The following is a 15,852-nucleotide window of genomic DNA, read 5'->3' as shown; positions in this document are numbered from 1 at the left end:
AAAAAATGAAGCTATGAATATCATCAAACAATTTGAATTTAATACAATTAATTGGGTTTTTACTGCTTTTTCAGGTATGCCGTCGTAATTGTCGCCATTATTAACAAACAAACACTTACCCATAAACACGCACTAAGCCCATATACTTGAAAAACCCAACCAGAAAGCACCGTACCAAGCAAACGCCCTATCGCATTGGCCATATAATAAAAGCCTACGTCGAGTGACACCCCATCATTTTTAGCAAAACTTACTATTAAGTAACTGTGCAGCGATGAATTTACAGCAAATACTCCACCAAAAATAAGTAAGCCGATTACAAGCGTAAAATGTACCGCTATATCCAATTGCATCAACAACGCTAAAATGCCAGTTACACCACTTAATAAAACGACCCACCAATACGCTTTTTTGACCGAATGTGAAGTTGAATCACCTTGCCCAGTTATTCGCGGTGCTTGCGATTGCACCAGCCCATAAGCAATTACCCACAAAGCCATAAAGCCGCTGACCCACCAATGATCCCAGTTAAACTGAGCGGCTAAGTAAACAGGTAGTGCAACTACAAACCATACATCGCGCGCCGCAAACAAGCATAAACGCGCTGCACTAAGTAAGTTGATTGCCCGGGATTTAGAAAATAATTCTTTAAACTTAGGTTTGTTTTTAGCTTTACCAATCTCGCCTTTTAAAAAAATTAAACTAATAACCCACGCAACACTGAGTAAAGCAATTAGGCTTATTAATGCCCCCACAAAACCAAACACAGTTAGTAATAAGCCGCCTAAAAAAAAGCCCACTCCTTTTAACGCATTTTTAGAGCCGGTAAGTATGGCAATCCATTTATATAATTGGCTTTGCCCTGCATCGTCTTGTGGTACTAAATACTTAATGGCGCTCTTTGCGCTCATTTTATTTAAGTCTTTTGCTATGCCACTCAGTGCTTGCGCTGCCATAACATAGGCAACGGTTAGCCAATCCCCTGGCACGCAAAGCATGGCTAAGGCGACAAGTTGTAGCCCAAGCCCTACATTCATGGTTTTGTTCAACCCTAAATGCGCGCCAAGCCAACCACCTACTAAATTGGTGATCACCCCAAATATTTCATAAAACAAAAACAACATGGCTATCGCAAATGCACCATAACCCAACTGATGAAAATACAGCACCACCAACATGCGTAGCGCACCATCAGTTAAAGTAAATGCCCAATAGTTACCAGTAATTATTAAATATTGCTTTATAGAACTTGGTAAATTAGCTAACTGCGCAAGCATAGCGTTAAACCTTTTTAAACGAGATTAAGCAAAATCACTTTGTGCAACTTTAAGCATTAGCTCAGCAGTACGGTTTGCATAACCCCACTCGTTATCGTACCAAGCGTATAGTTTAAGTTGAGTGTTGTTAATTACCATGGTTGAAAGCGCATCTATGGTGCAGCTGCGCGGATCTGTTTTGTAATCTATAGATACAAGCGGTCTTTCTTCGTAGCCTAAAATACCTTGTAACTCGTTATTTGCAGCGTCTTTAAACCAAGTGTTTACTTCATCTTGTGTAACACCTCGCTCTAGCTCAAAAACACAATCGGTAATTGACGCGTTAGTAAGAGGTACACGCACAGCATGACCGTTTAATTTACCTTTAAGCTCGGGGAAAATATGCGTAATAGCCGTTGCACTACCGGTTGTAGTAGGGATTAAACTAGTACCGCACGAGCGCGCACGGCGTAAGTCTTTATGAGGTGCATCAATAATTGTTTGAGTATTAGTAATATCGTGAATAGTAGTCATTGAGCCGTGCTTAATGCCCACTTTTTCTTGCAGTACTTTTACTATTGGCGCTAAACAGTTAGTTGTGCAAGAAGCAGCCGTAACAATTTTATGCTCACTTGGGTTATAAAGATCATCGTTTACACCCATTACTACATTTAATATACCGTTTTCTTTTACAGGCGCGGTTACCACAACACGCTTAACACCTTTCGCTAAATATTGATTTAACAGTTCAGTGGTTTTCATTTTACCGCTGGCCTCTATTACTACATCGCAATCTGACCAATCAGTTTCGTTTATGGTTTTGTTGTTGGTAACTGCAATCGTGTGTTTACCCACACTAAAGCTATTATCGTCACTAGAAACCTGTTGTGCTAAACGTCCGTGTACTGAGTCAAACTCAATTAAATGTGCGTGGGTTTTAGCATCGCCCGCTACATCATTTACTTTAATAAACTCTATTTCTGGCCAATCAACTGCTGCACGCAGAGTTAAACGCCCCATACGGCCAAAACCGTTAATACCTACTTTAATAGTCATAATTAAATACCTTTAATAAGTTAATTTATTAGTTAGTTACAGCAGCTAGTAATACGTTCAGGGCGATTACCCATAACATTTAAGCGCGTTAAATCGTTTTCATAAAATGAAGGGTTAGCAGTAAGCGTTTGCGTTAATACATTTTTAGCCCACTCTGGCAGGGCTTTATTAATACTGTAATAAACCCATTGATTTTGTTTACGGTCGCTCAATAATCCGCATTGTCTTAACTGTGCTAAATGGCGAGACACTTTAGGTTGGCTTAGCTCAAGTGCAGCAACCAGTTCGCATACACATAGCTCTTCTTGGTCGCTAATAAGCAACATTGCTTTTAAACGCGTATCGTCCGCTAGGCATTTATAAAATTGAAGTGGGTTGAATTGTTCCATACTGTCCTCACTGTGCTTATGCATACACAATAAAACAAAATAACAATATATGGAATAGTGAATATACGATTTATCGTATATTTAATTTTTATGCCTTAAACGCAAAAAAGCACACAACGACTAATTCTCGTTGTGTGCTTTTATAACTTTTCTTTATTTAGTTATTAAATAACTGAAAGCTCTACTTCAATATTGCCACGTGTTGCGTTTGAATATGGGCATACTTGGTGTGCTTTATCTACAAGCGTTTGCGCTGCAGCTTTATCCATATCACCTAGTGACACAGCAAGTTTTACTGCAATACCAAAACCGCCTTCAATAGCACCAATAGACACTTGTGAATTAATACGTGTGTCGCTTGGTAAATCTATTTTTTCACTACCTGCTACAAATTTAAGTGCACCAATAAAACATGCTGCATAACCTGCGGCAAATAATTGCTCTGGGTTAGTGCCTTGTCCGTCGTCTCCGCCTAAACCTTTAGGTGTTGATAAATTTACATCTAAACGACCATCATCAGATTTAGCTACGCCTTCACGGCCGCCAGTTGCAGTTGCTTTTGCAGTGTAAGCTACGTTTTGTAATACATTCATAATGAACTCCAAAGTTTAGTAATTAATTTAGTTTGTGTGCAAAATAATAGAACAAGTAATTAGAGATTGCAAATACTTTGCATGCAAATTAAAATAGCATGTATCGAAATAAAGGATAACGTTATGCCGTTTGAGCAATTAAAGTTAAAAAATCAGTTATGCCATCGGTTATACATGGCATCTAACAGCATTGCGCGTGCGTATCGCGAGCCTTTAAACGAGCTAAATTTAACTTACCCGCAATACGTAGTAATGATGGCCCTGTGGGAGCAAGACGAAATAACAATTGCAGAGCTAATAGATAAAACCGCGATAGACGGCGGTGCAATGACCCAAATACTCAAAAAAATGAGCGACAAATCATTACTGGCTGTTGTTAAAGATGAGCACGACAAACGCAAACGCTTAGTGCAGCTAACCCAGCATGGCCAATCACTTAAGTTAAAAGCGGCCGATATTCCTAAAAATATTTTATGTAAATTTGATAGTGTAGATGCAACACAAGCGAAGCAGTTAATGCAGCTGCTCGATTTAGTAGTAAACGACTTAGCCGATTAGGCTCTTAATTTTTAAACAATAAACGTGTTTTAAAAGGTCGCGGATTCAAATCTGAAGTGCATAACGTTTAGGCGGCTTTAGCCGCCAAGTGATCCTGCATCAATTTTGCAGGCGTTTCAAATCCAAGTGTCTTCCTCGGACGATTATTAAGTTGCTCAAGTACTGGTATAACTTGCGCTGGTGTTTCCGCCTTAAAATCTGTGCTCTTCGGCCAATACTGGCGTAGTAATCCATTCGTGTTTTCATTCAATCCGCGCTCCCATGAGTGATAAGGGTGAGCAAAATAAACAGGAACACTTAATGCCTTTGTGATTTGCTCATGATAAGCGAACTCTTTTCCATTGTCAGCCGTTATGGTATGAAGCGCTGACCTATATGGCCTTAATAGTTCTATCGTCGCCGCAGTGACGGCTTGTGCTGTTTTTCCTGCCACCTGAGTTGATACAGTGAATTGGGTGACCCGCTCTACAATGGTAACAAGGGCGCCTCGATGGCCTTTACCTATGACGGTATCTATTTCCCAATCTCCGATACGGCCTTTCTCATCAACTATTTGTGGACGTTCTTCAATGCTAACGCGATTTTTTATTTGTCCTCGGTTTGTCTTACCATGACTGCGCTTGTGATATTTCTTACCGTGTCGGCGTAGATGTAGGTATAACTCACCACCTGCTTTTTTATTTTCCCAGATATATAGATAAATGCATTCATGACTGACAGATTGTTTATTTTCCTTGCGCAACCATCCCGTTATTTGTTCAGGACTCCACTTCTCATTAAGCTTCTGGGTAATTAAAGCCATCATTTCAAGTGTCATCTTAAGTGGTTTTCTTGCACTTCTTCGGCGAGACAAAGCCCGCTCATGAGCTTGTTTGTATCTGTAACCTCGCTTGCCTGTATTTCTAGAAAGCTCTCTTGAAATCGTAGATTGCGATAAATTAGTTAGCTCAGCAATACTTTGTTGCGTAAAACCGCTTTTCTTTAGAATAGCGATCTGGCATCTTTGCTCATAGGTCAGTTGTTTGTAATGTCTCATTGTAAAATCTCTTGCCGGAGAAAAAGCAGTTAGCTTATGAGCAACTGACCACTTAATCTAGCCAAAACAAGTTATGCACTTACAATTTGAATCTAGGGGTTTTAAAAATGACTCATATTAAAAAATTACTATTAGCAGCGGCGTGTAGCACGGCACTTTTAGGTAGCAACGCTGTAACTGCTAACACCGCTGGCCAAAATGATGATTTAAAAACAGTAGCCACATTTGATGCGCAGCACCCACCGGGCAACATTGCTATTACCCCATCAGGCAGAAAATTTTTATCTGTGCATGGCTTTTTTGGCCAAAAGCAAAAAATTATGGAGCTTTTAAGCGATGGTACAACTAAGCCCTACCCTAATGAAGAATGGGCATACGCGTACAATAACGGTAAAGGTTTTTACGACGTACTTGGCATAAATGTATCAAGTGATGGCGTTTTATGGATGCTCGACACTTCAGGGCCCGATCACGCTGGGCGCTTAGTAGGTTGGGATACAAACAAAGAGCAACTGCACAAAATTATTTATCTGGCTAAACCGACCATTACCGACACCTCGTTTTTAAACGATTTAGTCATCGATAATAAGCATGGCGTTGTATACATTGCCGACACAGCCCAAGGCAACCAAGCCGCTATTATTACGGTAAACCTTAAAACAGGTGTCGCACGTAGAGTGTTACAAAATAGCCATTACACCACCGCCGAAAATATCGATATGGTTATTGATGGGCGCACAATGAGCCTTGGCGGCCAACCTGCCCGCTTAGGTGTTAACCCTATTACGCTTGACCCTAACGAAGACTGGCTTTACTTTGGCTCAATGTCGGGCACGTCGGTTTACCGCATTGCCACCAGCGATATAAATAACGAGAGCCTTTGGGCTAAAGCGCTTGAAGACAAAGTTACGCGTTACGGCACTAAGCCAATTTCAGACGGTATTATTGTTGATGGCGGCGGTAACGTATATGTAACCGACATAACCAATGGCGCAATTGGCGTAGTTAAACCCACTGGCGACTACGAAGTATTATTTAAAGACGAACGTTTGAGCTGGCCTGATGGTTTTAGCTACGGAGCCGATCATAAAATATACTTTACCGTTGACGATTTACATAATTCGCCTGTACTTAATAATGGCAAAAATCAAAGCCACGGTAAGTTTAAAGTAATGTCGTTCGAGCCTTTAGTAAAAGGAAAAGTAGGCCGCTAATTTACTTTTTAAGTGACTACATTTTTTAAAAAGCCTTGCACATTTAAGTGACCCAATAGTTGCAGGGCTTTTTGTTAAAAACACACCACACTGGTGCACATTTTAAAAATACATCACCGCTTTGGTGCTAATGCTTTAGTACGTATTTACACTTAAATACTAAATACCTGATTTCTATTCATAAAATATTCAAGTTAATGTTGGCATACTTCTTCCTATAAACTGATGTGTTCAGTGAAAATACCAAGGAAAAACCATGTTCAACTTATACCATACCCTTTACCTTTTATGGCGTTTAGACATTAGCGTTTGGCAAGTTAATGATCCAACAAATACCCATACCACCGCTGACAAAGAGCGCGTCTATGTTAAGTAACATCGTATTGTGTAAAGGCTTGGCATAAAGCTTAAATGTAAAAACCTACTTTAGGCTAAGCTTTTGCACACTATGAAATTTATGTGTACATTTTAATTAAACTTCAAATTAATCGTTCAATATAAAAACAACCCCCTTGTAATAAACTCCACATTTAAAAACGTCGAAAAAATTAGTAAAAACACTGCGTTTATAACTTTGCAAGCAGCCCTATTGCGTTGTATTGTTGCATCCTATTGAAAATTTTTAGTTGGAACGTGTATGCACGCTTTGGAAGTTAATTTTGATGGCTTAGTTGGCCCTACTCACAACTACGCTGGTTTATCGTATGGTAATGTTGCCTCGTTAAATAACGCAGCAAGCTTTTCAAATCCTCAAGAGGCAGTGCTTCAAGGCCTTGAAAAAATGAAAGCGATGCACGACAAAGGCCTAACTCAAGGTGTATTTGCCCCTCATGCGCGCCCCGACTTAAACGTACTGCGCCGCTTAGGCTTTACCGGTAATGATGCACAAGTAATTCATAAAGCATTTAAAGCTGATCCTATTTTATTACGCGCGTGTTATTCAGCGTCAGCAATGTGGACAGCCAATGCCGCTACGGTATCGCCATCTCCTGATACAACCGACGGCAAAGTACATTTTACTTCAGCTAATTTAAATAATAAGTTTCATCGTTCATTAGAGCCTGCAACCACTACACGCTTATTAAAAGCGATGTTTAACAACGACAAATACTTTGCGCACCATACCCATTTACCCGACCAAGGCTTTTTTGGCGACGAAGGTGCAGCAAACCATACTCGTTTTTGTGACAGCCACGGCGAGCAAGGCCTTGAAATGTTTGTATTTGGTGCCAGCGCGTTTAACAGCCAATTACCAAAACCAGCTAAATTTCCTGCAAGGCAAACACTCGAAGCCTCAGAAGCAATTTGCCGTTTACATAACTTAAAAGATTCAAGCCAAATTTTACTACAGCAAAATCCAGACGTAATAGATCAAGGCGTGTTTCATAACGATGTAATTGCAGTAGGTAACGCCAACGTATTACTGTGCCACCAGCAAGCATTTTTAAACCAAGCTTTGGCACTGCAAGATATTCGCGAAGCGTATGTGGGCAATAAAGAATTTTACATTATTGAAGTACCTACCGATAAAGTAAGTATTACCGACGCTGTAAGTAGCTATTTATTTAACAGCCAGCTAGTGAGCCTTGAAGATGGTTCAATGCTGTTAGTGGCACCACAAGAGTGTAAACGCAACAGCGCAGTTAACGCCTACATTGAAGAAATGATCATGGCTGATAACCCAGTAAACCAAGTACAGTTTTTTGATTTACGCCAAAGTATGCAAAATGGTGGCGGCCCAGCTTGCTTGCGTTTACGTGTAGCCCTTAACGAGCAAGAACTTGCTGCAATAAACCCAGAGGTTATTTTAACTGATACTAAATATACACAACTGTGTGACTGGGCAAAACGTAACTACCGCGACAAATTAGGTGCAAGTGACTTTGCAGACTCAGCTCTACTCACCGAGAGCTACCAAGCACTTGATGAGCTAACGCAGCTACTTAATTTAGGCTCAGTGTACGACTTTCAATTAGAAGGTTAATACCTCAGCCTACACAAAGGCTAATACAAAAATAGCGAGCCAAGGCTCGCTATTTTTATTTGTGTTTATGTTAATACATATTTAGGTATCTTTGTTAACAATTACTGCCGATGCCATAGACTCAGATATATGCAGCGTACGCTGCGGAAATGGAATACTCAGCCCAGAACCTTCAATAGCTTCTTTAACGCGCTTATTTAAATCCCACACGGTTTGCCAATAATCACCATTAACAGCCCACGCACGTAATTGAATGTTTACTGCGCTTTCGCCTATTGATGTCACCATTACTTTAGGGGCAGGCTCTGCGAGTAATCGGCTCTCTGATGCGGCTAATTCTTTAAGTACATTTAAGCCAACGTCAATAGAGTCGGCATACGAAATACCCACCACTATATCCATTCGTCTTTTGCCATTACGGGTAAAGTTTTTAATATTTCCACCCCATACTTTGCCGTTAGGGGATGCAATATAAAGGCCGTCGGTGGTTTTAAAAATAGTGGTAAATAGGTTTATTTCACTCACAGTACCAAGCGTGCCACTGGCATCAACAAAGTCGCCTATTTTAAAAGGTCTGAGTATTAGCAGCATAATACCCGCAGCAATATTGCTCAGCGTATTTTTAAGGGCTAAACCAATCGCTAAACCAGCAGCACCCATTAGCGCAATTAAACTGGCCGTGTTTACGCCAAAAATATCTAAAATAAATAGCCCGCCAATTATATAAACTAAATAACCAGCAATACTCGATAAAAGAGGAAGCAGCGTACTATCCACTTTTTTTAATGGCGATTTAGCGTTTTTAATCGCTTTTTTAACCGAGCGTGCAATTAAGGCACTCGCAATTAAAATCACCAACGCTAAAATCACTTTGTACCCTAAAGTGATGATTGTTTCTGAATGGCTTTGCCAAAACGCTAAAAGTTTATCTTTCATGTTTGTTCCGATAAATGTTGCTGACACTCAGCAAAATAATGGTTAAATCTAATAAAAATCGACTTCAAAAGAAGTGGCGCGAGTATATAGAATAAAAAATTTAAACCTATCTTTTTTAATCACTTACTAAAATTTTAATAAACGGCCTAAAAACCATGGTTATTAGAATATAAAACACGGCCATTTACGGCTAATTTATAGCGACTATTCAATGTAGGTTAATCGCTTCTTGGTATCCTCGGTTTAAGTTTTTAACGTTCATTAAAGAGGTTATCTATGGCAAAAGAAAAAATAGTACTCATAACCGGCGCTTCAAGTGGCATTGGTGAAGCAACCGCAAAAACCCTTGTAAATAATGGTCATAAAGTAATACTTACCGCTAGACGCGAAGATAAGTTAACTGAGTTAGTAAAGTCGTTAGGCTCAAATAATGCGCTGGGCGTAGCCGCAGATGCAACCGACTTTACCGCGCTTGAAAGCGTGGTTACCAAAGGCATTGAAAAGTTTGGCCGATTAGACGTAGCCTTTGCTAACGCGGGTATGGGCGTTTCAACCGCTGGCACCGAAAAAGGCGACCCCGATGAGTGGTCAACCATGATCGATATAAACATTAAAGCCCTACTGTGGACTGCAAAATTAACACTGCCGCATTTACGCCAAAACAAAGGTCACTTTATATTAACCAGCTCTGCCGCTGGCCGTAAGCCAATTGGCGGCTCTATTTACGGTGCAACTAAATGGTTTGCTTATGGTTTTGGACAAAACTTAGCTGAGGAAATGAGCGAATGGAACGGACGCTGTACCACCATAGCCCCAGGCATGGTAAACACCCCGTTTTTTGATGACGCTAAACCCGATAAACTCGACCCACAAGATGTAGCCGACGCCGTACTGTTTGCTATTGAAGCAAACCAGCGCAACAGCGTGCGCGAGATTTATTTAATGCCAACTAATTAAACATTCTTTAGTTTGGGCTGTTAGGTTTAATACTAATGGTGTTAAGCCTGATGGTTGTAGTGCTTAGTTTGGGTTAGATGTTAGTAGGTAAGAATGAATTAAAGGTATTGAACATTTAGAGGCTTTGTTAATTGCCAATGCTGCCCTTAAACCATATGTAAGCAAAATATAGAACAACGGCAATATATCCAAAAGAAATAACTAGGTTTACTTTCCAAAGGTTTAGCCAAAAATTGCCTCTGAAATAAGTGCGTTCTCTTACTTTATGATTGAACAATGCTACTGAAGAGGGCACTAATATTAACGCAGACCAACCAAGAATAGGTAACACCATAAACATAACGCCTATGCCTGCACCTCCTGCTGAAGCATCGGATGCTTCACCATCAATTGAGGCTAGCATCACGTAGCCTAAAATAAACCCTGCAATCGCAAGTATAAAACCTAAAAGCTGAAGTGTTCTCATTATTATCCTAGGGTCTGTTGATCTTTACGGATTAAAATTTGTTCAAATTAGGGGCTATTTAATCGCGGCGCGAGGTTTGTAACCTAGTGGGCTAAGTAAGAACCGAGCAACAAGGAGTAAATAGCCCCTAGGAAGAACCCTTTGGGCTGACGAATCCCCAAAACGTGACAGGCACAGCAATTTATGATCTTATGTAAATCACCACAACCCACATAAGTCACAACTGCTATGCCTGACACATCAGTTTGCCATAAGTACTTTAAACATGCATTAGCGCCATTCAATAATGCCAGAGTAAAAACATTACTAAGCTGCAGTAATGCATTAATTTCGGGCAATAAACTTACCTTAACTGAAATCGGCAGAAATTTGTCTGGCGCTGTGGATGTAAAACATAAAATAAAACGCGTTGATCGCTTCTTAAAAAATACTCACCTCTACAATGAAAGGGTCGCTATCTATAAAGCATTAGCTCATCCTATTATCGACTCTTTACCAATGCTTGCAATTGCCGTTGACTGGAGCGGTGCCTGTGGTCACGACTATCACTTACTGCGAGCAAGCTTACTTGTGGATGGGCGCTCTATCGTGATTTATAACATGATTGTTGAGCAGAAGAATTTTGATAGCCCAGCAACCAACAGCCTGTTTTTAGATGAACTTTATGAAGTGCTTGGACGACATCCTAGTGTCTATATTGTAACAGACGGCGGCTTTCTTACGCCTTGGTATAGTAAAGTACGCGAACTTGGTTGGCATATGATAGGTCGATTAAGAGGCTCAATGAAGTGTAAACTAGCCATGCAATCACAATGGCATACATTAAAACAACTTAGGGCTGGTGCCAGCGATATACCAAAGGCGTTAGGTCAAGCAAGACTAACTCAGTCCAGCCCGACAGCATGCGATGCATTTTTACACGTATATCATGGAAAAAATAAAGGAAGAAAAGGAAAAAGCAGATTTACGAAAGATACAAAAATGTATCAAAACTTAGCGAAAGAGCCATGGTTACTCGCGACATCAGACAATACAATGACGAGTAAGCGAGTAGTTGGTTTATATAGTAAAAGAATGCAAATAGAGCAAAATTTCCGCGATGACAAAAGTTTGAGATATGGTTTTTCGTGGCGTTTTAGTAAAAGTACCGGCATAAATAGAATAGGAATATTATGCTTGATAGCCACAATAGCGAGCACTGCGTTATGGTTTATAGGGTGTGAAGCAGAAAAAAGAAAGTGGCATATAAAATTTCAAGCAAATAGTGTTAAGAATCGCCGAGTTCTTTCATTTTTAACCTTAGCCAAGCAAGTCATAAAGCTATGTAAGAGACGTATTACACAAAGCTATATAGAAAAAAGTTTAAAAAACTTTATTTTTAATTATCAAAAAGAGGCCGCTGGATAAAGTGGGGATCCCTCAGCCCTTTGGGCAGCGCCTGTTTGGCATTAATGCTGCGTTATCGCCCATTTATGGGGAATAGCCACACTACATAGGCTCTGCCTTGCCTAAATACCAAACAGACTGCTGCAAATTTAACCTTGAAAGTTCAACAGACCCTAGGCTCATAACGAGACTGTAAAATAACTCCAACAGCCAAATTCAATTAAAAAACGAGTTCCTGTAATTAACTCTAATCGTTTTTAAAGCATTAGGTAATGCATTTGGAACCCATAAAACAGGCTGTTTTTCTTAAAAAAGAGTAATTCCACAGCCTTAACGTCCACATGATCGGACAAAAATAGTTGGTTGGGACATGAAACGAGGTAAAACCTAACCAGCTTTTTTATTATCTTTAAATTACTTACTAGGCGCGCTTATCTACTCGCCATGGTGGATTAAGCCTGTTTTTCCCCGCCCAATACAGTTTGATTTTATTACCTGATGGATCGTGCAATATTGCTTCACGCCACAGATAACTTTGATCTGTTGGCTCTTGATAAAACTCGATGCCAATAGATTTTAAATCAGATACCCACTGATCAAGTTTTTCATGCTCAAAATAGATTACTACGCCATTTAAAAAACTACCAGTTTCTAATAAAAGTGAAAAGGTTGAGTTTCCGTCAGGACATTCGAAACGGGCATAATGGGGAGTATCGACAATTTGGGTAAAACCTAGTTTTAAATAAAACTCAGTCGCTTTATCCATGTGTTTAACTGGCAATGTAACTTGATTAAGATTCACGAAACCTCCATGTGTGCCTAACGACACTGTAGAATAACTCGTTTTAATTTATTTTTATTGATGGATAAACCATAGCTGAGTTCCTATTTCGGTTCAATCAATTACTGTACTTTTACGCAGCATATAAAGAAATTTTTGATATCGTTTTAATTAGCATTTTAGAAGGGATTACGGGTGTTTAAGTGGCTTTTTATTTAGGTTAAAAGGGCTTCCCCTTCTCAATGCATCGTGTACACAGCCCTTCTATATAATAAACAAAGCAGTACAATTGCCATCGACCTGCTGACTTTCTCTTTTTACTTTCACCTTACTAATGTAGCTCAGTTTTTACGTGATTCATTATTTATAAAACCCACTTGCCATCATGATCTAATTGACAATTTCCGTAACAGTTAGGATGGGTGTCAACGCTATTTTGGTTAAACTTACATCAAATTTACATTCGACTTTTTCTCGGTCAATTGTTGACGTTCCTCATCACTTAAATCATCTCTGCGCAACAAAATGTTTAAATGTTTTAACGCTTCTTGTTTTTTACCAAGTTTTACAAAGGCGTCAACGATATGAAGCCTAGAGCTATATGCAGATGGCTCCTGACTGATGTTGTAGCTAAAATACTTAATTGCTTCAGCAGGATTTTCTAAGTAGGTGAGTTGTCCTATGCCTTCATCATACATTTGCCAGGATTTTGGTTCAATTTGATACCCATATAGGGTTGATAGCTTTTTGAAGTGCGCTAGGACACTTTCGTAGCCTTCAACTGATGTTTCATATGGAATAGACCACTGAGGGTACAAACCTCTGAGTGCCCCAATTGTCCCGTAAATCGGTGTATTCTGATGAGGCTCTTCTCGAAAGTATTCAAATTTGTAACGCAGGTTCGGTGTATTTAAATTCGCAAGTTCTCTCTCTATCTTTTGAATCCCTGAGAGCATCTGAATACCGGAGTTTTTCAAGTTAGTTGTCGCATCAAGTTAAATTTTATGCCGCCCGCATTGCTTCTTTTTTCTCTGGATTCAAATTTACTTCATTGATCATTGTCCAATCTCGTGACTTTCCTGACCAACGACTTGGATTCTCTAATTTCGCCATTTCATTAACCCGATGGCGCTTCGCTAGGATCGCCTTATCTAAACCTAAATGACGCTGATTGGGTGTGACAAACTTAATACCGCTATGTAAATGTTCATCGTTGTACCAATCTACAAATCCGTTAACCCATTTTCTTGCGCTCGCGATATCTGCGAAGGCTTTTTCAGGGTATTCTGGGCGATACTTTAATGTTTTAAATAATGACTCAGAATACGGATTATCGTTACTCACAGATGGTCGGCTAAATGAAGGCACAATCCCTAACTCCTGCAATGTCGCTAATAATGTTGCTCCTTTCATTGGGCTGCCATTATCAGAGTGCAACGTGACTTGCTCGGGTTTTACCTGCTCTCGCCTGCAAATATCTACCATTAAATCAGCCGCCAGTGTGCTTAGTTGTGTGTCATGAACCTGCCACCCAACTATTTTTCGACTATAAATATCCATCACTAAATATAAGTATAAAAACTGACCTTTAACTGCTGTCGGCAAATACGTGATATCCCATGTATAAATTTCGTTTTCACGTGTTGCCTTGAACGCTTTTGGTTTTTTTATCTTTTTATTTGGTTTAACTTTTTCTCTATGTGTTAGTAATTTATGTGATTTCATAACACGATAAAACGAGCTTTCTGATGCTATCCACACACCTTTATCCAATAGTTTAGGGACTATCTTGCTGGGTGGTAAATGTCCATATTCTATTGAATTAACAGTCTTAATTATACGCTGTTGCTCTAATTCAGTTAGCCTGTTAGGTGGTCGCTTTATCGTACTTGTTCGCTTATCTGTCATATCATCAGCTACAATCCAGCGTTGAATTGTTCTTGCCGATAGACCAAGTAACTCACATGCTTTTGCTTGCCTTGCTCCTGATTTCTGCGCGTCTGTAATGAGCTTTATCAATTCATGACGTTCAGTTGAGCTGGTTAATCGTCCTCGTTGAAACCCCAAAGCGCATCTGCTTTTTTTTGAGTACAAGTAAAGCGGCTGTTTCTGCTAATGCTTTATCTTTACGATTAAGCTCTTTTTGAAGCTGCTTAATTTCTTGTTTGAGCTGCTTGCTGTCTGATTTTACAGGCTTCGTTGCTGGCCCTTTAGCAAAATCTTGCTTCCATTGTTGAATATGATGCGGGTAAAGTCCTTTGGCACGACAATATTCATTAAGAGCTGCTTCATCTAAACTCGCACATTCAATAATGGCGTTGAGCCTGTCTTCTAAGCTCCAGTCATGAGGGCGTTTTTCTGTTGTCATGTGACTACCGTTATTTTTAGTTTCAAGTTCATGGTTTTTAGCAAGTGCAATCCACCGTTGTAGTGTTGAATAGCCGACGCCTAAATCATCTGCAATATCTTCTATACGAACATCATCACATTGAGATAGTGCTTTTTCAACAGCTTGTACTTTAAATTCATGTGTAAACCGACGACTCATTTTATCTGCCTCTCTTAAAAGTTAGAGGCGACAACTATCCTGACACAGGGGGGTTGGAAGTAGAGATCCCAACGATGATCATTTGAGGGGCGCTATTGTAGCCATTCAGCGGGGCAAGAACGCCTGATACAAGAGGCAACCCTACAGGTGCATCTAAAGTGTAAAGAACAGGATAACGATAGTTTTGATTGAATTCACTTTCATACTTGAAAGGCAATTGAACATAGATATCAACGGTTTCATTTAACACAGAAGATGAAATTGGTATTTTTTGAAAAGGTAAATGCCGCTCAACAGCATTTTCTTTAAATGAATCCGCATACGCACTAAAGGAAGCCGTGACAATAAAAAAAATCGTGCAGAAATACTTGGTCATTCAATGTCCTTATTTAAATGCTTGTTTAGTAAAAGAAACTCAAGAATAAGGGATTGCTTAGATGGAGTCTAGTCACATGGAAACAATCAAGGTGTTGAAAAAAATTAGCAGCTCCGAATTCTGACACGGACGCTTGTTGCGCTCTTGATACAAATTCCTAAATCATACGAACGAGTGCTTTAGCAGTGGTAGATACCTTCGAATAAGACAATTATTGATCTGTGTTTCGTTTTTTTTGTTTCGATCAGATTGCCCAAATAGGTATTACTTGCTAAGGTCACTACGGCAAAGTCGCTCGGTAATTAGACTGACAGAA

General features: G+C 39.7%; 16 protein-coding genes. 5 read left to right on the top strand and 11 right to left on the bottom strand.

All coding sequences use genetic code 11. The annotated features are described in order from the left end of the window. Positions 1 to 59 precede the first annotated feature (59 nt). The 4 genes from arsJ to AOR04_RS18640 form a co-directional block, all read right to left on the bottom strand. Positions 60 to 1,277: an organoarsenical effux MFS transporter ArsJ gene (gene arsJ, locus AOR04_RS18655; RefSeq protein WP_096794286.1), complete on the bottom strand. Its 1,218-nt coding sequence runs from the start codon at positions 1,275 to 1,277 to the stop codon at positions 60 to 62. A gap of 24 nt (positions 1,278 to 1,301) precedes the next feature. Further along, a complete protein-coding gene (locus tag AOR04_RS18650) occupies positions 1,302 to 2,312 on the bottom strand; it encodes an ArsJ-associated glyceraldehyde-3-phosphate dehydrogenase (RefSeq protein ID WP_096794285.1) in 1,011 nt (336 codons plus the stop codon). A 32-nt stretch (positions 2,313 to 2,344) separates the two neighbouring features. After that, the gene (locus AOR04_RS18645; RefSeq protein ID WP_096794284.1) at positions 2,345 to 2,701 is read right to left on the bottom strand and encodes a metalloregulator ArsR/SmtB family transcription factor; all 357 of its coding nucleotides are present in this window, start codon (positions 2,699 to 2,701) and stop codon (positions 2,345 to 2,347) included. A 164-nt stretch (positions 2,702 to 2,865) separates the two neighbouring features. Beyond that, positions 2,866 to 3,294 carry an organic hydroperoxide resistance protein gene (locus tag AOR04_RS18640; protein WP_096794283.1) on the bottom strand — a complete coding sequence of 143 codons (429 nt, stop codon included), beginning with the start codon at positions 3,292 to 3,294 and terminating at the stop codon, positions 2,866 to 2,868. Positions 3,295 to 3,417: 123 nt separating this feature from the next. On the opposite strand from AOR04_RS18640, the gene AOR04_RS18635 reads away from it, so the two are divergent. Next, positions 3,418 to 3,852, top strand: coding sequence for a MarR family winged helix-turn-helix transcriptional regulator (locus AOR04_RS18635; RefSeq protein ID WP_008137797.1), 435 nt, complete (start codon positions 3,418 to 3,420; stop codon positions 3,850 to 3,852). 67 nt (positions 3,853 to 3,919) lie between these two features. Here AOR04_RS18635 and AOR04_RS18630 read toward each other — a convergent pair whose 3' ends face one another. Continuing rightward, positions 3,920 to 4,888 (bottom strand): IS30 family transposase, encoded by a 969-nt coding sequence (locus AOR04_RS18630; protein ID WP_096794282.1) that lies wholly within the window; start codon positions 4,886 to 4,888, stop codon positions 3,920 to 3,922. A 107-nt stretch (positions 4,889 to 4,995) separates the two neighbouring features. Here AOR04_RS18630 and AOR04_RS18625 point away from each other — a divergent pair, with 107 nt between their 5' ends. Together AOR04_RS18625 and astB are read left to right on the top strand one after the other, a co-directional pair. Then, a complete protein-coding gene (locus AOR04_RS18625; RefSeq protein ID WP_096794281.1) occupies positions 4,996 to 6,102 on the top strand; it encodes an L-dopachrome tautomerase-related protein in 1,107 nt (368 codons plus the stop codon). Positions 6,103 to 6,739: 637 nt separating this feature from the next. Beyond that, positions 6,740 to 8,086, top strand: a complete 1,347-nt coding sequence (astB, locus tag AOR04_RS18620; RefSeq protein ID WP_033039790.1) for an N-succinylarginine dihydrolase — start codon at positions 6,740 to 6,742, stop codon at positions 8,084 to 8,086. Positions 8,087 to 8,167: 81 nt separating this feature from the next. Here the strand turns inward: astB and AOR04_RS18615 are convergent, their stop codons facing one another. Then, the gene (locus AOR04_RS18615) at positions 8,168 to 9,022 is read right to left on the bottom strand and encodes a mechanosensitive ion channel family protein (RefSeq protein ID WP_096794280.1); all 855 of its coding nucleotides are present in this window, start codon (positions 9,020 to 9,022) and stop codon (positions 8,168 to 8,170) included. A gap of 276 nt (positions 9,023 to 9,298) precedes the next feature. Here AOR04_RS18615 and AOR04_RS18610 point away from each other — a divergent pair, with 276 nt between their 5' ends. Next, entirely contained in the window at positions 9,299 to 9,979 is a 681-nt protein-coding gene (locus tag AOR04_RS18610; protein ID WP_096794279.1) for an SDR family oxidoreductase, read from the top strand. A 127-nt stretch (positions 9,980 to 10,106) separates the two neighbouring features. Here the strand turns inward: AOR04_RS18610 and AOR04_RS18605 are convergent, their stop codons facing one another. After that, on the bottom strand, positions 10,107 to 10,445 hold the full coding sequence (locus AOR04_RS18605) for a carbon starvation protein CstA (RefSeq protein WP_096794278.1): 339 nt from the start codon (positions 10,443 to 10,445) through the stop codon (positions 10,107 to 10,109). Between the two features lie 228 nt (positions 10,446 to 10,673). Here AOR04_RS18605 and AOR04_RS18600 point away from each other — a divergent pair, with 228 nt between their 5' ends. Next, a complete protein-coding gene (locus AOR04_RS18600; RefSeq protein ID WP_096792381.1) occupies positions 10,674 to 11,852 on the top strand; it encodes an IS4 family transposase in 1,179 nt (392 codons plus the stop codon). Positions 11,853 to 12,252: 400 nt separating this feature from the next. Here the strand turns inward: AOR04_RS18600 and AOR04_RS18595 are convergent, their stop codons facing one another. The 4 genes from AOR04_RS18595 to AOR04_RS18580 form a co-directional block, all read right to left on the bottom strand. After that, the gene (locus AOR04_RS18595; RefSeq protein WP_096794277.1) at positions 12,253 to 12,633 is read right to left on the bottom strand and encodes a VOC family protein; all 381 of its coding nucleotides are present in this window, start codon (positions 12,631 to 12,633) and stop codon (positions 12,253 to 12,255) included. Positions 12,634 to 13,058: 425 nt separating this feature from the next. Next, a complete protein-coding gene (locus AOR04_RS18590; protein ID WP_157770568.1) occupies positions 13,059 to 13,589 on the bottom strand; it encodes a hypothetical protein in 531 nt (176 codons plus the stop codon). Positions 13,590 to 13,614: 25 nt separating this feature from the next. Beyond that, positions 13,615 to 15,160 (bottom strand): IS3 family transposase gene (locus AOR04_RS18585; RefSeq protein ID WP_096794275.1). Its coding sequence is split into 2 segments (ribosomal slippage): positions 13,615 to 14,680 and positions 14,679 to 15,160, totalling 1,548 coding nucleotides; the frame shifts between segments, so codons are not numbered across the junction. A gap of 34 nt (positions 15,161 to 15,194) precedes the next feature. Next, positions 15,195 to 15,536, bottom strand: a complete 342-nt coding sequence (locus tag AOR04_RS18580; protein WP_096794274.1) for a hypothetical protein — start codon at positions 15,534 to 15,536, stop codon at positions 15,195 to 15,197. Positions 15,537 to 15,852: the final 316 nt, after the last annotated feature.

It is taken from the genome of Pseudoalteromonas sp. 1_2015MBL_MicDiv (genome assembly GCF_002407505.1).
Lineage (GTDB): Bacteria > Pseudomonadota > Gammaproteobacteria > Enterobacterales > Alteromonadaceae > Pseudoalteromonas > Pseudoalteromonas fuliginea.
Note: the sequence above shows the minus strand (reverse complement) of the source record. Positions and strands in the feature narration are given on the sequence as shown.

Coding starts and splice junctions, on each gene's coding strand:
- astB (WP_033039790.1), top strand. CDS start 6,740: ATGCACGCTTTGGAAGTTAATTTTGATGGCTTAGTTGGCCCTACTCAC.
- AOR04_RS18610 (WP_096794279.1), top strand. CDS start 9,299: ATGGCAAAAGAAAAAATAGTACTCATAACCGGCGCTTCAAGTGGCATT.
- AOR04_RS18600 (WP_096792381.1), top strand. CDS start 10,674: ATGCCTGACACATCAGTTTGCCATAAGTACTTTAAACATGCATTAGCG.
- AOR04_RS18635 (WP_008137797.1), top strand. CDS start 3,418: ATGCCGTTTGAGCAATTAAAGTTAAAAAATCAGTTATGCCATCGGTTA.
- AOR04_RS18615 (WP_096794280.1), bottom strand. CDS start 9,022: ATGAAAGATAAACTTTTAGCGTTTTGGCAAAGCCATTCAGAAACAATC.
- AOR04_RS18625 (WP_096794281.1), top strand. CDS start 4,996: ATGACTCATATTAAAAAATTACTATTAGCAGCGGCGTGTAGCACGGCA.
- AOR04_RS18650 (WP_096794285.1), bottom strand. CDS start 2,312: ATGACTATTAAAGTAGGTATTAACGGTTTTGGCCGTATGGGGCGTTTA.
- arsJ (WP_096794286.1), bottom strand. CDS start 1,277: ATGCTTGCGCAGTTAGCTAATTTACCAAGTTCTATAAAGCAATATTTA.
- AOR04_RS18640 (WP_096794283.1), bottom strand. CDS start 3,294: ATGAATGTATTACAAAACGTAGCTTACACTGCAAAAGCAACTGCAACT.
- AOR04_RS18645 (WP_096794284.1), bottom strand. CDS start 2,701: ATGGAACAATTCAACCCACTTCAATTTTATAAATGCCTAGCGGACGAT.
- AOR04_RS18630 (WP_096794282.1), bottom strand. CDS start 4,888: ATGAGACATTACAAACAACTGACCTATGAGCAAAGATGCCAGATCGCT.
- AOR04_RS18580 (WP_096794274.1), bottom strand. CDS start 15,536: ATGACCAAGTATTTCTGCACGATTTTTTTTATTGTCACGGCTTCCTTT.
- AOR04_RS18605 (WP_096794278.1), bottom strand. CDS start 10,445: ATGAGAACACTTCAGCTTTTAGGTTTTATACTTGCGATTGCAGGGTTT.